This window comes from Rhodococcus jostii RHA1 (genome assembly GCF_000014565.1).
GTDB lineage: Bacteria > Actinomycetota > Actinomycetes > Mycobacteriales > Mycobacteriaceae > Rhodococcus_F > Rhodococcus_F jostii_A.
Map to the genome: position 1 here is coordinate 190,483 of NC_008268.1, position 17,764 is coordinate 208,246.

The 17,764-nt window shown below is 68.3% G+C and carries 4 protein-coding genes (1 of these 4 cut by a window edge); all 4 read right to left on the bottom strand.

Annotation, left to right across the window (positions count from 1 at the left end):
- Positions 1–13,537, bottom strand: the 5' end (the start) of a protein-coding gene (locus RHA1_RS00760; RefSeq protein ID WP_011593463.1) for a non-ribosomal peptide synthetase. It extends 17,582 nt beyond the left edge of the window; the window shows 13,537 of its 31,119 coding nt (coding positions 1–13,537); the start codon lies at positions 13,535–13,537; its stop codon lies beyond the left edge, outside the window.
- Between the two features lie 208 nt (positions 13,538–13,745).
- The gene (locus tag RHA1_RS00765; protein WP_029539648.1) at positions 13,746–14,528 is read right to left on the bottom strand and encodes a polyprenol monophosphomannose synthase; all 783 of its coding nucleotides are present in this window, start codon (positions 14,526–14,528) and stop codon (positions 13,746–13,748) included.
- Positions 14,455–16,158 (bottom strand): apolipoprotein N-acyltransferase, encoded by a 1,704-nt coding sequence (lnt, locus tag RHA1_RS00770; protein ID WP_011593465.1) that lies wholly within the window; start codon positions 16,156–16,158, stop codon positions 14,455–14,457. The genes RHA1_RS00765 and lnt overlap by 74 nt, the downstream gene beginning before the upstream one ends.
- Positions 16,148–17,752, bottom strand: coding sequence for an amidohydrolase (locus tag RHA1_RS00775; protein ID WP_011593466.1), 1,605 nt, complete (start codon positions 17,750–17,752; stop codon positions 16,148–16,150). The genes lnt and RHA1_RS00775 overlap by 11 nt, the downstream gene beginning before the upstream one ends.
- Between the last annotated feature and the right edge of the window lie 12 nt (positions 17,753–17,764).

Below are 17,764 nucleotides of genomic sequence, written 5' to 3' on the forward strand. Positions count from 1 at the left end.
GCTCTCCCGGAACGCCGACGGGAACGGGGTGCAGCCGGGAATCGAGCACGTAGGCCTGTGTGTTCCATTCCGGCACACCGATCGGCACGTTCGTGGTGTCGGCGTCACCGGTCTTCCAGTACGTCACCGACACTGCGGCCTCGGTGGGCCCGTACAGGTTGTGCAGTCCGGCCGCGGAGAGTTCCCGGAAACGCAGAACTGTCGCGGGCGGCAGCGCTTCGCCGATGACGAACACGAGCCGCAACGAACGGCACGTCCCCTCCGGGGCGGCCGCGACGAACACGTCGAGCATGGACGGCACGAAATCGGTAACCGTCACCGCACGCTCGTCGATGACCCGAGTCAGGTAGGCAGGCTCTCGATGCCCGTCCGGAGTGGCCAGCACCATGGTGGCACCCACCTGAAGGGGCCAGAAGTAGCCCCACAACGACACGTCGAACGTGGTTGCGGTCTTCTGCAACCACACATCCCGATCGGTGAGTGCGTACTCCGACTGCATCCAGAGCAGTTGATTCACGATTGCCGCATGCGGTACCGCGACCCCCTTGGGCTTGCCGGTGGAGCCGGAGGTGTAGATGACGTACGCAGGGTGTGCAGGCCGCAACGGTTCGATACGCTCGGCGTCGGTCAACGGCACCGCAGAGACACCCGAGAGGTCGAGAGTGTCGAGGGCCGACACGGGGATCCGGTTCGGCAGGTCCGGTCGGTCGGCCGAGGTGGTCAGCACGCACACCGGCTGCGCCGACGCGAGCACGTAACTCGTTCGCTCCGCCGGGTGATCGGGATCGACCGGCACGTATGCACCACCGGCCTTGAGTACGGCATAGATTCCGACGACCAGTTCCAGCGACCGCCGCATCACCACGGCCACTCGGGTTTCGGGGGCGACGCCCAGCGCGATCAGATGCCGGGCCAGCTGGTTCGCGCGCGCATCGAGGGCTGCGTACGTCAGCACGTCACCGTCGAAATCGACAGCAACAGCATCGGGTGTACGCGCAGCCTGCGCCTCGAACAACGTCAGCAGCGTCGACTCCGGCACGTGGTGGCCGGTGGCGTTCCAGTCGTGCATCACCCGCGCATACTCGCCCGGGATGAATCCGGTGACCTGGGCGACCGCGGCGGAGGGCTCTGCGATCAACGCTCGAATCACCGAATCGAGCCGCGCCGCAATCAACCTCGCTTCGTCGCGCTCAAAGGTGTCCGGCAGGTAGGCCACCCCGAGCCGCAGGGTGTCGTCGACCTGGGCCATCAGGCTCAAGGGGTAGTGGGTGACACTGTGCACCTGGACCGAGTCCACGCGCATACCTGCGATGTCGGTCTGCGCCTGCAGCGCCGCCTGATCCATGGGGTACGACTCGAAGACGGTGAGCGTGTCGAACAGCGCCCCGACCCCCGCCTCTGCCTGGATTTCCGTCAGGCCGAGGTAGTGGTGATCGAGCAAATCGGCCTGCTGCCCCTGCACCCGTACCAGCAATTCGGCCACCGACTCGTCGGCGTCGATTCGTACCCGGACGGGGACGGTGTTGATGAAGAGCCCGACCATCGACTCGATCCCGGGGATGTGCGGGGGGCGGCCCGAGACGGTAGCGCCGAATACGACGTCGTCCCGTCCGGTGAGTCGCCTGAGCAGCAGAGCCCAGGCGGTCTGGATCACCGTGTTCGGCGTGACGCCGTGCTGTCGGGCGAACGCCAGCAGCTCGGCGGTGTCCGCCGCGGAAAAGTGGACCGGAACTTCCTCCGGGTCCGCCGTTGCGCTGCCGCCGGTGTGGGCAGGTGCAAGCAGAGTCGGCTCGTCGAAGCCTTCCAACGCGTGCGCCCACGCGGCCCGCGAGGCGGAGGGGTCTCGACGGGTCAGCCAGTCGAGGTATTCCCGGTAGGGCCGCACCGCCGGCAGTGCGGACTGATCGCCCGCGGTCGCGTAGAGCACCAGCAGGTCCTGGACGATCAGCGGGATGGACCATCCGTCGAGGAGGATGTGGTGGTTGGTCATCGCCAACTCGTGCCGATCGGCTCCCGTGCGCACGAGCAGCAGTCGCAGCAGCGGCGCCTCGGACAAGTCGAACGGCGCGGTCCGGTTCTCTGCGACGAGCGACTCGAGTTCCCTTTCCCCGGAATCACTCTCACGGCCCGAGAGGTCGACCACGGTCAGTGGGACCTCCACCCCGCGGAGGGGGATCTGCGCGGTGACGTCGCCGTCCTGCACGAACACCACCCGCAGGTTGGAGTACCGGTCCAGGAGCGCAGCAGCAGCGGCCCGCATCCGATCCGCCGACACGTCGCCGAGCAGGGTCATCCGCAGCTGAGAATGGTAGACATCGACACTGTGCTCGGCGGCCAACAGTGAATGGAAGTGGAAACCGGCCTGCAGCGGCGACAGCGCCCACACATCCTCGAGGGTCGGGTACGCCCGCTCCCAGAGGTCGATCTGGGACTGGGTGAGCGCCACCGTGCCGATGTCCGACGGGGTCAGCCCCCCACCGGATCCGGCGACGACGTGCTCGATCTGTGAGACGAGCGCCTGCTGCCACAGATCGACGAGTTCGCGAACGTCGTCGGCTGCGAGCAGTTCACCGGCGAACCGCACCGAAGCTCCGAGTCGCGGTCCGGCATCCGTATCCGTCACTCCGGCATTGATCTCGATCGCTGCGGACGCGCTCATGTCCTGATCGGTTTCACCTGAGAAGACGCGCGACGATTCGAGATCCGGCACCCAGCCGATCTCGCGCATCTCCGGGGACAGATCGCCCATCCCGGTCTTTCCGAGGTAATTGAAGACGACCTGGGGCGGGTCGAAGCCCGCGAGAACGGTGGCCGTCGCCGGATTGAGATACCGCAGCAGTCCGTACCCGACGCCCCGGTCGGGGACCGCCAGGAGTTGCTCTTTCACCGCCTTGATCGCGGCGCCGGCGGACGCGCCGCCGACGAGTGCGTCCTGTGTGTCCACCCCCTCGAGGGCGAGCCGCACCGGATAAACGCTGGTGAACCAGCCCACGGTACGAGACAGATCGGCGCCCGGCACGACCGACTCTTCGCGGCCGTGACCCTCGAGCGTGATGTACGCAGAGGCGGCGGGCACCCCGCGCGCACGGCGCCATTCGGTGAGGGCCACCGCGAAGCCGGCAAGCAGCGAATCACCGACAGAGCACCCGAATGCCTCCGGCACGCGGGCCAGCAGCGTGGCCGTTATCTCGGTGGACAGCTCGACGTGCAGCTCCTGCGTGGTCGAGGTCCGGTCCCGCACCGGATCGAGAGCCCTGCCGCCGAGGAGCGGGTCCGCAGCGTCGACAACACTTCGCCAGTAGTCGAACTGCGCGACGGTGGACGGCTGACGGGCAGCCTCCGACAACCCGTGCGACCACCGCCGCAACGACGTACCGACCTCCGGCAGGTTCGGAGCGTGACCGGCCGCGACGGCACCTCCCGCCGCAACGAGGTCCGGCACGATGATCCGCCAGGACACACCGTCGACGACCAGGTGATGCGCAACCACGAGGAGCCGCCCGGGCCGGGTCGCACCACGATCCAACCAGACGAACTGCGTGAGCACCGGGGTCTCGAAGTCGAACCGGTCGGCCGCGGCGGAGAGTTCGCGGTCGATCAGCGCATCGAAGGCTGCGTCGCCGAGGTCGGGATTCACGGACACCGTCGTGACCAGTCGATCGGCGTCGACGGCACCGGTGGGCAACACCGAGTGACGCACGTCCGCACCGTCGCGGACCAGCCGGGACCGCAGCGCGTCATGCCTGTCGAGCACCGCCTGCACCGTCGCCACGATGTCCGATCGCTCGATCCCGGTCGGCAGCGTCAGTAACACGGACTGCGAATACCGGCCCACCGAACCCGACCGGTCGAGCAGTGATCGGACAACCGGTGTCAACTCGACGTTTCCCACGCCGCCACCCGCCAGTTCGGCGAGCGCGAGTCGATCCGCCGACGCGACGGTAACCACTTCGGCGAGCGCGGCAATGCTCTTGCGCTCGAACACGTCCCGTGGGGTGAATACGATCCCCGCGGCCTTGGCTCGCGAAACCAGCTGGATCGATACGATGCTGTCGCCGCCGAGAGCGAAGAACGAGTCGTTCACCCCCAGGTCGTCGACGCCGAGCGCCTCCCTGAACAAGGCCGCGAGTGATTCCTCCATCGGAGTACGTGGCTCCACTCGATCGACCGCGACGTCACCGACGGCCGGGGCAGGCAACGCCACTCGATCCAGTTTGCCGCTCGCGTTGAGCGGGAAGGCGTCGAGCGTGACGAACCCGTCCGGAACCATGTATTCGGGCAGCCGACTCGCGGCATACGCCGTCAGTGCCTCTATGTCGACCCTCGTGCCCGCACGTGCGACGAGATAGGCCACCAATTGTTCGCTCGCCGCTCCGGAGTACACGGTCACGACCGCCTGGGCAACCGAGTCCGCCGACTCGAGTACCGCCTCGATCTCACCGAGCTCGATCCGCAGTCCGCGCAGCTTCACCTGGAAATCGTTGCGGCCGAGGTATTCCAATTCGCCCCGGCCGGTCCAGCGAAGACGGTCACCGGTCCGGTACATCCGAGTGCCCGGCGCGTCGAAGGGGTTCGCCACGAACCGTTCGGCGGTGAGGTCGGGCCGTCCCGCGTATCCGCGAGACACCTGCGTGCCGGCCAGGTACAACTCACCGGTCACCCCTGCAGGACTGGGGTGGAGCCGCTGGTCCAACACGTAGGCTCGGGTGTTCCACACCGGTGTACCCACGGTGACGATGGCCGAGTTCGAGGTGTCCACCCATGAGGTGGTGGAGGCGGCCGCGACCTCCGCGGGACCGTATGCGTTGAGGACGGCAGCGTCGGAGACGGCCGCGAACCGCCGCGCCACATTGACGGACAGTGCCTCGCCGCCGACGAACACGGTACGCAGCGACGAGAACCGGGACGGCGCGATTACGTCGGTGAAGACGGCGAGCATCGACGGGACGAAATGTATCGCCGTGATCTGCTCGGTATCGATCAGTTCCGCAAGGTAGTCGGGATCCTTGTGTCCGTCCGGTTCCGCGATCACGACGCGTGCGCCCACAGCCAGGGGCCACAACAGTTCCCAGAGTGATGCGTCGAACGACTGTGGTGTCTTGACGACAACCCGATCGGTCTCGTCCAGCGCGCAGAGAGACATCAGGAACTCGAAGTGGCTTCCGAGACCGGCGTGCGAGACGGCCACTCCCTTGGGTCGGCCGGTCGAACCCGAGGTGAAGATGACATACGCGAGGTTGTCGGCCGCGAGAGGCCGCAGCCGGTCGCGGTTCGTCACCGGGGCATCGTCGAACCGGTCGAGTTCGAGACCGTCGATCGGGAGAACCCGGACTCCGGAGTCCGACTCGAACTCGCCTCGAACTGCGGTCAGAACGAGAACCGGGTGGGCTGCCTCGATGACATGGGCCACTCGCTCCGCCGGAAGGTCGACGTCGAGTGGCACGTACGCCGCACCACTCCGCAACACGGCGTGCAGGGCGATCAGAAACTCGATCGACCGGCGGGCTGCGACCGCGACGGTGGTTTCGGTTCCGGCGCCTTCGGCGATGAGTTTGCGGGCCAGCCGGTTGACCCGCGAGTTGAATTCCCGGTACGTCACAGACACGTCGCGGTACACCACCGCCACCGCATCAGGCGTCCGTGCCGCCTGCTCGTCGTAGCGGGCGAGGTAGGGGCGCCCGCTCACCTCCACGTCCGTGGCGTTCCATTCGCGCAGTACGCGAACCAGTTCCCGTTGATCCAGCACCGGCAGGTCCCCCACCGCCGTGCCCGGATCGGCCAGCGCCGCCGTCACGATCCGCGCGAAACGGTCCGCGAACGACTCCACCGTGTCGCGGTCGAACAGATCGACCGCATACGTGAACGCACCGGTGAGACCGGACACGGTGCCGCGCTCGTCGCGGATCTCGGTGAGCGTCACGTTCAGATCGAATTTCGCGATCTCCGGATTCATCTCGACGGCGCTCACCGTCAGACCCGGTAGTTCCAGCACTCCCGGTTCGAAGTTCTCGTATGACAGACCCACCTGGAAAAGTGGGTGACGGGCTGTGGACCGCGCGGGTTCGAGTACCTCCACGAGACGCTCGAACGGCAGATCGGCGTGCGCGAACGCGGCGAGGTCGAACTCCCGCACCTGCGCAAGCAGGTCGGCGAATGACAGGTCACCGGACACTCGAGCGCGCAGGGTGAGAGTGTTGACGAACATGCCGACGAGGTCCTGCAAAGAGGGTTCGGCACGACCGGCGACGGGCGTGCCCACGGTGACGTCCACCGCGTTCGAGAGCCGTGAGAGCAGAACCGACAGCGCGGCGTGCCACACCATGAACGGCGTGGCAGCGGAGCGGGCTGCGAGGTCGGCGACGGCTTTCGCCGTGGCAGCGTCGACCGAGAACGGTACCGTCGCACCCGAATTCGTCGGCATGGCCGGGCGGGGCCGATCAGCAGGCAACTCCAGCAGGTCGGGGATGCCGTCGAGCGCCGCGGACCAGAATTCGATCTGCTCGGTGGCCTGTGACCGACCGTCGGTCTCGTCGCCGAGAAACTCCGCCTGCCAATAGCTGTAGTCCGCGTACTGCACGTCCAACGGCGGCCACGACGGTGCCCGCCCAGCCGTACGCGCCGTGTAGGCGAGCAGGATGTCACGTGCGAGCGGGGCCATCGAGGATCCGTCGGCGGAGATGTGGTGCACCACCACGGCGAGCACGTACTCATCGACGGACAGTCGTAGCAATGCCGTGCGCAGCGGCACCGCGGACGTGACGTCGAAGCCCTCGGTGGCGAGCTCCACGAGTCGCGTCGGCAGCTCGGCCTCGGTGATCGGCTGCACGTCGAGATCGAGGGGCACCTCGTCGGCGCCGACGATCACCTGATGTGGGCCGTCCGTCGAGTCCGGATACAGGGTGCGCAGGGACTCGTGACGCTCGAGGACGTCGCGAATCGCCGAACGCAGGCCGTCACAGTCGAGAATGCCGGACAGCCGCAGGGCGAAGGGCATGTTGTAGGCGGCGGATGCGGTATCGAACTGGTTGACGAACCACATGCGACGTTGTGCCGGGGACAGCGGAATCCGTCCGGCGCGCGTGGCGGCGACCAGTGGGGCGCGCGGTGTCGTCTGCACTGTTCCCTCGATGCGCTCCGCGAGCGCCCCGACGGTGGGGGCATCGAACAGGTCACGCAAGGCGAGCGGCGCACCCAACTCGGCCCGAATACGCGAGGTGACCCGCGTCGCGACAAGGGAGTTACCGCCGACGTCGAAGAAGTTGTCCCGGAGGCCGATACGGTCGAGACCGAGAACCTCGGCGAAGATCTCCGCGAGGTTGGCCTCGACGGACGTGCGCGGGGCCACGTACTCCGTGCCGGAACCACCGAATTCAGGTGCGGGCAGGGCCTGACGATCGAGCTTTCCACTTGTATTGAGCGGGAATTCGTCGACGACCATCAGCGCCGCCGGAATCATGTACGCCGGCAGGGACGCGGCCGCGCACTCTCGAAGTCGCGTGGTATCGAGGTCGTGTCCCGGCTCGGGCACGACGTACGCGACGAGGCGATCGCCGGTGCCGGGATCGGAATGGACCAGCACGGCAGCGCTGGTGACCGACGGTTGTGCCCGCAGGACGAATTCGATCTCGCCGAGCTCGATGCGCTGACCTCGGAACTTGACCTGGAAGTCGGTGCGCCCGATGTATTCGAGGGCGCCCGCCGACGTCCATCGCACGAGGTCGCCGGTGCGGTACATACGCAGGCCGGGAGTAAACGGATTGGCCACGAACCGGTCCGAGGTGAGATCGACGCGGCCGAGGTATCCCCGGGCGAGCTGCTCGCCCGCCAGGTAGAGCTCGCCGGCAACGCCGGGGGGAACCGGGTGCAGACGCGAATCGAGAACGTAAACCTGGGTGTTCCACTCGGGCACGCCGATCGGCACCGTGCCGGCGACCGTGGTCGCGGTGTCCCAGTACGTGACCGAGACTGCCGCCTCGGTGGGCCCGTACAGGTTGTGCAGTCCGGCATCGGACAGCGCCCGGAACCGCGTGACGGTCTCCGGGGGCAGCGCCTCGCCGATCACGAAGACGTGCCGAAGAGTGCTGCACGAGGTGATGGGCACGGACGCGACGAAGGCGTCGAGCATCGACGGCACGAAGTCGGTGACGGTGACACCGTGCTCGTCGATGACCCGAGCGAGGTACTCGGGGTCGCGGTGACCGTCCGGGGTGGCCAGCACCATCGTGGCGCCCGTGTGCAGGGGCCAGAAGTAGCCCCACAGCGATACGTCGAAAGTGGTTGCGGTCTTCTGCAGCAGCACGTCCCGTTCGGTGAGCGCGTATTCCGACTGCATCCACAGGAGCTGATTGACGATCCCGCGGTGCGGCACCGACACACCCTTGGGCCGACCGGTGGAGCCCGAGGTGTAGATGACGTACGCGGGGTTGTCGGGGCGGAGTGGTGCCAGTCGGTCGGAGTCGGTGACGGGTCCGCCGGAATAGGAATCGAGCGCGATCCGATCGATCTCCACGAATGACTGACCCGCGGGAAGTGCGCCGCGGTCGGCCGAGGTCGTGAGCACGCAGACGGGCTGTGCGGAGTCGAGCACATACCCGATCCGGTCCGTCGGGTGGTCGGGATCGACCGGCACGTAGGCACCGCCGGCCTTGACGATCGCGTACATGCCGACCAGCAGGTCCGGTGAGCGCCGCATCGCCAGCCCGACGCGGGATTCGGGTCCCACTCCCCGGTCGATCAGGTAGCGCGCCACACTGTTCGCGCGGCAATCGAGTTGGGAATACGACAGCGTGACGTCTCCGAACACCACCGCGACCGCATCCGGGGTGCGGGCAACCTGCGCGTCGAACAGCTCGGGCAGACACATCGCAGGCACGCGGTGCGCGGTGTCGTTCCACGTGCCGAGAAGACGGTCGCGTTCGGCGGCGTGGAGCAGGGACAGATCACCGACCACCGTCGCGGAGGAAGCCGCGACCGAGCGCAACAGGTTCGCGAATCGCTCGGCCATCGACGCTACGGTCGACTCGTCGAACAGATCGGTGGCGTAATCGAAGCCGGCCGCGAGACCACCCGGCATGCCCGCCCCGACGAACCGTTCGGTGACGGTCAACTGGAGGTCGAATTTCGCAACATGGACATCGATTTCCGCCGCCGCGACCTCGAGGCCTGGAAGTTCGACGGAGGTCGGCGCGGTGTTCTGGAACGAGAGCATGACCTGGAACAGCGGATGACGCGCGGCGGACCGGTCGGGGCTGAGCACCTCCACGAGGCGCTCGAACGGGACGTCGGCGTGGGAGAACGCGGCAAGGTCGGCGTCCCGGACCCGGTCGAGAACCTCCTCGAACGTGTCGCCCGGCTCGGCGGTCGCACGAAGCACCAGGGTGTTGACGAACATGCCCACCAGGTCGTCGAGCGCCTCCTCGCCGCGTCCGGCGACCGGGGTGCCGATGACGATGTCCGTCCCGGCGCCGAGGCGATGGAACAGCACCACGAGGGCTGCGTGGGTGACCATGAACAGCGTGGTGCCGGTGCTCTGCGCCAGATCGACGAGACGCCCGTGGACGTCGGCCGTGATCGTGAATTCGACACGACCGCCCCGATGCGACATCTCGGCGGGCCGCGGCCTGTCGGCGGGCAGCTCGAGCAGCTGAGGCACTCCGGCGAGCGCCGACTGCCAGTGGGCGATCTGCCGCGCGGACACGCTGTCCGGGTCGTCTTCCGAACCCAGTAGTTCACGCTGCCAGAGGGTGTAGTCGGCGTACTGCACCGGGAGGGGCGCCCAGGTGGGCGCGTGACCGGCGACGCGCGCCGCGTATGCGACCATCACGTCGGCGGCCAGCGGCGTCATGGACCAGCCGTCGGCGGCAACGTGATGAACCACGAGGACGAGAACGTGCCGGTCGGGCGCCTCCCGGAACAGCCCGGCGCGCAGCGGCGTGTCGGTGGTGAGGTCGAATCCGGCACCGCCGAGGGCCGTCACTGCGGCGGTGAGCGACTTCGCGTCGACGTCGATCGGATCCGTCTCGGCCAGCACGCTCACGACGGGCACGACCAGCTGGTGGGGTCCGTCCGGGGTGTCGGGGAAGACGGTGCGCAGCGCCTCGTGCCGTTCCTGGACATCGCCGAGTGCCGCTCGCAGGGCTTCCCGGTCGAGTGCGCCGGTGAGCCGAAGGGAGATCGGCAGGTTGTAGGCGGGCGACGCCGTGTCGAACTGGTTGAGGAACCACATGCGTTGCTGCGCAACGGAGAGCGGCACGTGGTCGGGTCGTTCCCGCGCCTCCAGCACCGGACGCGAGTCGGCCTGCGGGCCGGTGTTCGCCGCCGGGACCGCCAATTGCGACACCGACGGCGACTGGAAGAGGTCGCGGACCCCGATCCGCACACCGAGGGCGGTGTTCACCCGGGACACGACCTGGGTGGCCATCAGCGAGTTGCCGCCGAGTTCGAAGAAGCTGGTGTCGACGCTCAGTTCGGGCAGGCCGAGGACGTCGCGGAAGATCCCGAGGAGGATCTCCTCGGTGACCGTTCTCGGGCGCACGATGTCGGCCGAGCGTGCGGCGAATACCGGTGCGGGCAGGGCGTTGCGGTCGAGTTTGCCGGCCGGGGTCAGCGGCAGCGAATCCAACATCATGATCGACGACGGCACCATATATCCGGGAAGACGCTCCCCGACGAACTCCGACAACACCCGGGTTTCGACGTCGGTTGCCGGCACCGGCAGCACGTACGAGACCAAGCGACTGCTCCCGCTCCCGTCGTCATAGCCGACCGTGTAGGCGAACTCCACCACCGGATGCGCAGTCAACGCGGCGTCGATCTCACCCAATTCGATCCGGAACCCCCGGATCTTGACCTGGAAATCACTGCGGCCCAAAAACTCCAGAACCGGAGGCCCGTCCGGGGCGGTCACCCAGCGGACCACGTCACCCGTGCGGTACATCCGCCCGCCGGTGCCGAACGGACTCGCCACGAAACGCTCCGCCGTCAGCCCGGCCCGGCGCACATACCCGCGAGCCAGGCTGGAGCCGAGGACGTAGAGTTCGCCGCGCACCCCGGCCGGGACCGGACGCAACCGGTGGTCGAGGACGACGAGATCGACACCCACGGTCGGTGACCCGACGGTGACCGGCTGCCCGGGCACCATCGGTCCGGTAGCGGACGACATGATCGTGGTCTCACTCGGACCGTACGCATTGACCATGATCCGGCCCGGCGCCCACCGCGCCACCAACTCCGGCGGGCACACATCACCCGCCACCACTACCGTTCTCAGATGGTCCAGACCGCGGTGATCGAGCGACGCCAAGGCCGCCGGCGTGCAGAACGCATGCGTCACCCGCTGCTCGGCCATCAGCTCCGCCAACTCGGTGCCACCGTAAATCGTGGTCGGCGCCACCACCAGGGTCGCACCCGCACACACCGCCATCACCAACTCGAACACAGAGGCATCGAAGCTCGGCGACGCGAAATGCAGCACCCGCGAACCCGACGACACCACCAGACGGTCACGCTCGTCCGCCGCCAGATTCACCACACCCCGGTGCGTGACCGCCACACCCTTCGGCCTGCCCGTCGACCCCGACGTGTAAATCACATACGCCGGGTGATCGACCGACAACGCCCGCGTCCGATCGGTGTCCGTGACCGCATCCGGGGGATACGCCGCCGCGGTCGCCCGAAACTCGTCGTCGTCCAACACGATCCAGTGCGTGCACTCCGGCAGACCATCCCGCAACGCGGCGGTGGTGATACCGATCGGCGCACCACAATCCTCCAGCATGAACGCGATGCGGTCGGCCGGAAGGCTCGGATCGACCGGAACGAACGCCGCGCCCGCCTTCGCCACCGCCCACACGCTCGACACAGACTCCCGCGACCGCGGCAACGCCAACGCCACCATGACCTCCGGGCCGACCTGGAGGTCGATCAGTAGCCGCGCGAGCCGGTTCGACGCTTCGTCCAGGGCGCGGTAGCTCAGGGTGTCGGCGGAGGAGATCCCGTGCCCGGGTGCGACGAGTGCGTCCCCGTCCCGGTTGCTGCGGACGGCACCCCCGAGGAGGTCGGGCAGAGTGACGGGTGCGAACCCGGCGCGGCCGGAAGCCGGAACGAGGGTGCGGCTCTCGTCGTCGTCGAGGATGTCGAGGTCGCCGACCCGTCGAGGTTCATCGGTGTCGGAGGTCAGGAACGCGCCCAGGAACCGGGTGAAGCGGGTGTGATGGGCGCGGAGGGTGCCTTCGGAGTACAGGTCGGGGTTGGCCTCGAAGTCCAGGTTGAGGCTGGTACCGGCGACTCCGTGATAGACGTTGACCGCGAGGTCGGTGATCGGACCGGTGGACAGCAGTTCGAGCCTGCCGACGATGCTGCCGAGGGTGATCTCGTCGTGGAACAGCATGACGTTGATCAGGGGACCGTAGAAGCCCTGGTGCTCGGTGGCGGCGTCCCGCCGGATGTCGATGTGCGGATAGCGCTGGTGGCGGAGTGCCGCGGTGACTTCCAGCCGGACCGCCGCCACCAGGTCCGCGTTCGTCATGTCCGGACGGACGTGCAGGTGCAACGGGACCACATTGGAGACCATGCCGCCGGAGCGGCGGAGCAGCGCGGTGGTGCGGGCGGTGACGGGCAGGCTGACCGCGACCTCTTCGCGTCCGGTCATCCGGGACAGGTACGCGGCGAACGCCGCAATGACCTCGAACGCGGTCGACGAGTCGTGACGATCCGTCGCGGCCTCGAGGTGGTCGACGAGGGTCCCGGGGATCTGCCCACCCGCCGTTCGGCTTCGTGCCCGTGCGGGCGCGGAGCGCTCGACGAGGCTGTGCGTTTCGCCGATGGTGGATACCCGCTCGGACCAGTACTCCTGGTCGGCGCGGTAGCGCGGCGAGATCCGGTAGTCGTCGTCGACCCGGGCGACGTCGGTGAGTGCGGCGGCCTTGGACGGTGCGGCGGTGCGCCCCTGCACGGCTGCGGTGTACAGCTGCGTAGTCCGGTCGATGAGCGTCATCGATCCCATGCCGTCGAGTGCGACGTGGTGGACACGGCTGTACCAGTAATGACGATCCGGCCCGGTGCACAGGACCGCCGAGGTGACGAGCCGGTCGCGGCACACGTCGAGCGGAGTGGTGTACTCCTGCCGCATCCACTCCTTGGCCGCCGCCCGCGGATCGGGCTCGCGCTGCAGGTCGACGAACCTGACCGACGCGTCCAGGGTCGGATCGACCAGCTGATAGGGAACTCCGTCGACCTCGACGAGGCGGAGGAAGGCGGAGCCGAGTTCGCGGCCGGCGGTGATCAACGACTCCGACAGCAACGCCACGTCGAGGACACCCACCAGTTCCACGCACTGCGCGATGGTGACGGGCACCTCGGGATCGAGCTGCTGGGCGAACCACATCCCCCGCTGAGCGGTGGAGAGTGGGAATGCACCGTCCGGAATACGATCCACGGCGGTGACATCACCACTCGGCACAGCGTCGACCACCTTGTTCGTCCTCTTTCCCACTACGGCGGTGGGCACGACACCCACCGGCCACCCACGGAAACTCATAGTGACCTGCGAACCTGGGAATTTACCGAACCTTACCCGGGAGTACGCTTCAAGTTCCTATCGGACGTACGGTTCAAACCGTTTCAGCCCGTCTCAAAATGTGGACTGACCGCGCATTTGCCCATGGGTATCACGCTTCAGAGCATCTACCCCAGCACTGCCCCACTGCTTCCGTCAAAGGAATGGGGCAGCGGTTGGTACCCAGGTGCTACCTCGCTGCCGCACCCTTGAGCTTGGCGATCCGGTTCCGCAGCCCCCACTGCGTGACCTTGAGGAGCGCCTCGCGAACGATCCCGCCGCTCATCTTCGATTCGCCGATCTCTCGTTCGGTGAACGTGATGGGAACTTCGCGGACGTCGAAGCCCTCCTGAATTGCCCGCCATGCGAGATCCACCTGGAAGCAGTAGCCGTGCGACTCCACCGCGGCGAGGTCGAGCTTCTCGAGCACCTCACGGCGGTACGCCCGGTATCCGCCGGTGATGTCCTTGATCTTCACGCCCAGCGCGAGCCGCGAGTAGATGTTCCCGCCGCGCGAGAGCCACTCACGGTGCTTCGGCCAGTTGACGACCGTGCCACCCGGCACGTACCGCGAACCGAGCACGAGGTCGGCGCCGGCGTCCACCTGGTCGAGTAGGCGATGCAACTGCTCGGGCGCGTGACTGCCGTCCGCGTCCATTTCGACGAGGACGGTGTAGTCGCGGTCCAGACCCCAGTGGAAACCGGCGATGTACGCGGCTCCGAGACCGTTCTTCTCGGTGCGGTGCATCACGTGGATGCGACTGGCGTCGTCACTCGACGCGAGGGCGTCCGCGACGTCGCCGGTGCCGTCCGGGCTGCCGTCGTCGACGACGAGAACATGCGTCCGCGGCAGCGCCGCATGCAGGCGACCCACGATCAGGCCGAGATTCTCCCGCTCGTTATACGTCGGAATGATCACCAGAGTCCGTGCGCTCGGTGCCCCGCTCTGCCCGGAATCGGTCTCCGATGCCATGAGGATCCTCCCTGCCGGCAACTGCCGGCGCCTTCTCGGTACTGCGTTGAATCAGTGTGCGAACTGTGCGTCGTCGTTGCACCACGGCGAACGCGACGGCAGCGACGGCGCCGACACAGAGAAGAACCTCCGGAATCGGGCCGAGCCGACTTGCCAGCGTAGTACCGGTGCGCAGCGGCACCTGTGACACCAGGGCCGCGGGTACGAAAAGTGAGGTTTCCGCCGCCGTGGACCCGTCGGGGCTGATGATCGCGCTCACACCGCTGGTCGCGGCGACGACGACGGCGCGGCCGTGCTCCACGGCCCGCACCTGCGACATGGCGAGCTGCTGGTAGGTCATCTCGGTGTCGCCGAACGTGGCGTTGTTGGTGGGGACGGCGAGCAGTTCGGCGCCGCTGCGCACCGACTGCTCGAACGCCCGGTCGAACGCCACCTCGTAGCAGGTCGCGACGCCCACGGCGATCCCGTCCGCGTGGACGACGCCGTCACCGTCGCCGGGAACGAAGTTGCCCGCCCGGTCGGCGTACGCGGAGAAGTGCCGGAAGAACCCGCGGTACGGCAGGTACTCGCCGAACGGCTGGATGATCTTCTTGTCGTGCTGCTCCTGTGGTCCCGCATCGCCGTCCCACACGATCACCGAGTTGGTGGTGGTGCGGTCGGAGTTCACCAGCACCGCGCCCACCAGAATGGGCGCACCGATCGCCTCGGACGCCCGGGAGATGTCGGCGGCGGCGTCGGCGTTGCGCAGGGGATCGATGTCGGACGCGTTCTCGGGCCAGACGACGAGGTCGGGCTGCGGCGCCGCGCCCGACGCGACATCGTCGGCGAGTTCGAGGGTGCGGTTCACATGATTGTCGAGGACCCGCTTGCGTTGGTCGTTGAAGTCGAGTCCGAGCTTGGGGACGCTGCCCTGGATCGCGGCGACGGTGATCGTCCGGTCTCCCGAGTCCATGCCCGGCGGTGTCGGCCACAACGCGAGCGACACGACGGTCGCGGCGAGGGCGGCGACCAGGCCGCCTGCGAGCGGCCGCGTCCAGTTCGTGGCACCGCTCGCCCGGGCCCGCACCGTCACGGCGACGGATGCCAGTCCGGCGCCGGTCAGTGCGACGGCGAAGCTGAGCAGCGGGGCACCGCCGATGCTCGCGAGCGGCAGGAACCAGCCCTCCGACTGGCCGAACGCCAATCGCCCCCAGGGGAAGCCGCCGAACGGCACGCTCGCGCGCAGCCATTCGGTGAGCGACCAGCACGCCGCGATCCACAGCGGGGCCCAGCGGAGCCGGGAGACGAGCACGGCGAGCACCCCGAACAGTCCGATGTACAACGACTCGACCGCGGCGAGCGCAAGCCACGGGAGGGCTCCGACGAACACCCCGATCCACGGGAGCAGCGGCACGAGGAAACCGAGTCCCGCGAGATACCCGTAGCCGAAACCCGCGCGCAGTCTCGGTGCCGCACCCCCGGCTCCGGTGAGGATCAGCGTCAGCAGGGCGATGCCGATGGGTGCGAGGAACCACAGGGGCCGGGGCGGAAAGCCGGCGAACACGAGGAATCCCGCAGCCACCGACAGGACGGAACGCACCAGCACGCCGAGCTTTCCGATAGTCCAGCGAGGTGTGGTGCTACCGCTCATGGACGACGCTCCCCCGGTGCACCGAACGCAGCAGGACCGGTGTGGGCGCGTCGTCCTCGAGCCGCGGCAGGGCCGGAACCCGGGACCGGGGATCGGTCGACCACCGCTGCACGGAGTCCTTGGGCGCGCTGACGACGAGTTCCCCGGCATCCCACACGGCGTACGACGCGGGCGCTCCCGGGTCGAGCGTCCCGGCGAGACCGTCTCGGACCCCGCCTGCCCGCCATGCACCCCGGGTGGCCGCCGAGAACGCCGCGCGGGGGGAGATCCCGCTGCCGGGGGTGCGGTGATGGACGGCCGCGCGCAGCATCGCCCAGGGGTCGACCGGGGTGACGGGCGCGTCGGAGCTCAGCGCCAGCGACACCCCGGCGGAGGCGGCGGCGGCGAACGGGTTGAGGGTGAGGGCACGCTCGGTTCCCAGGCGCTGCGCGTACAGGCCGTCGGTGCCACCCCACAGGGCGTCGAACGCGGGCTGGACGCTGGCGATCACACCCCATTGCGCGAGCCGCGCCGCGTCGTCCCCGGTCATCATCTCGACGTGTTCGAGTCGGTGCCCGGCCTTCGCGACCGCGGGCCCGCCCAGGTCGGCGGCGACGACGGCGAACGCGTCGACCGCGGCCCGGACGGCGGCGTCGCCGATGACGTGGAACCCGGCCTGGATTCCGGCGATCGTGCAGGCCCGCACGTGGGCGGCGATCTCGTCGACTCCCAGGTAGCTCTTGCCGGTGCCGCCGTCCAGATCGGCATAGGGTTCGCTGAGCCACGCCGTGTGGGAGCCGAGGGATCCGTCGATGAACAGGTCGCCGCCCAGCGCGTGGGCGCCGGTGGCGTTCAGCAACTTCCTGGCCTCGTCGGCGTCGGTGACCGCCTCACCCCAGTAGCCGCGGACCTCGACGCCGTGCGGGGTGGCGAGGAGTTCCCGGAAATCGTCGAGTCCGGCGATGTCGGGCCCTCCGCACTCGTGCACAGCGACGATGCCGCGGGAGGCGATGGCGTCGAGTGCGGCGGTGCGGGCGGCGGAACGCTGCTCGGCCGTCAGCAGCGAGCGCGCGACGGTGCGGGCGGCGTGGTGCGCCTCGAACGTCAGCGGCCCCTCCGGCGAGAACCCGGCGGTGTCGCTCAGATCCGGGACCGACTGTCGCAGGGCGGTCGAGCAGACCGCCGAATGGACGTCGATCCGAGACAGATACACCGTGCGCCCGGGTGCGGCCTCGTCGAGCTGCGCCGTGGTGGGACCGGCGCCTTCCGGCCACGCCGATTCGTCCCAGCCGTGTCCCCAGATGACCGCGTCGCCGTGGGTGCGGGCGAAGGAGGCGAGCCGGTCGAGGCATTCGCGAAGCGACCCGACACCGACCAGATCGAGCCCGACGATGTTCAGGCCGAGCGCCGTGAGGTGCACGTGGGTGTCGACGAATGCCGGGGTGACGAACGCGCCGCCGAGGTCGACCACGTCGGCGCCGGGATGCAGCGCGCGGGCCGCGCGGTCGTCGCCGACCCACGACACGACGCCGCCGGTCACTGCCATCGACGTGGCGTCTGGTGCAAAGGAACTGTAGATTCGGCCGCCGACCAGCAGTTGTGTAGTCACAGGCAACCAGTCTGCCTG

What these genes read in the sequence shown, in the direction of transcription:
- RHA1_RS00765 (WP_029539648.1), bottom strand. Translation starts at nt 14,528, where the DNA reads ATGGCATCGGAGACCGATTCCGGGCAGAGCGGGGCACCGAGCGCACGG.
- lnt (WP_011593465.1), bottom strand. Translation starts at nt 16,158, where the DNA reads ATGAGCGGTAGCACCACACCTCGCTGGACTATCGGAAAGCTCGGCGTG.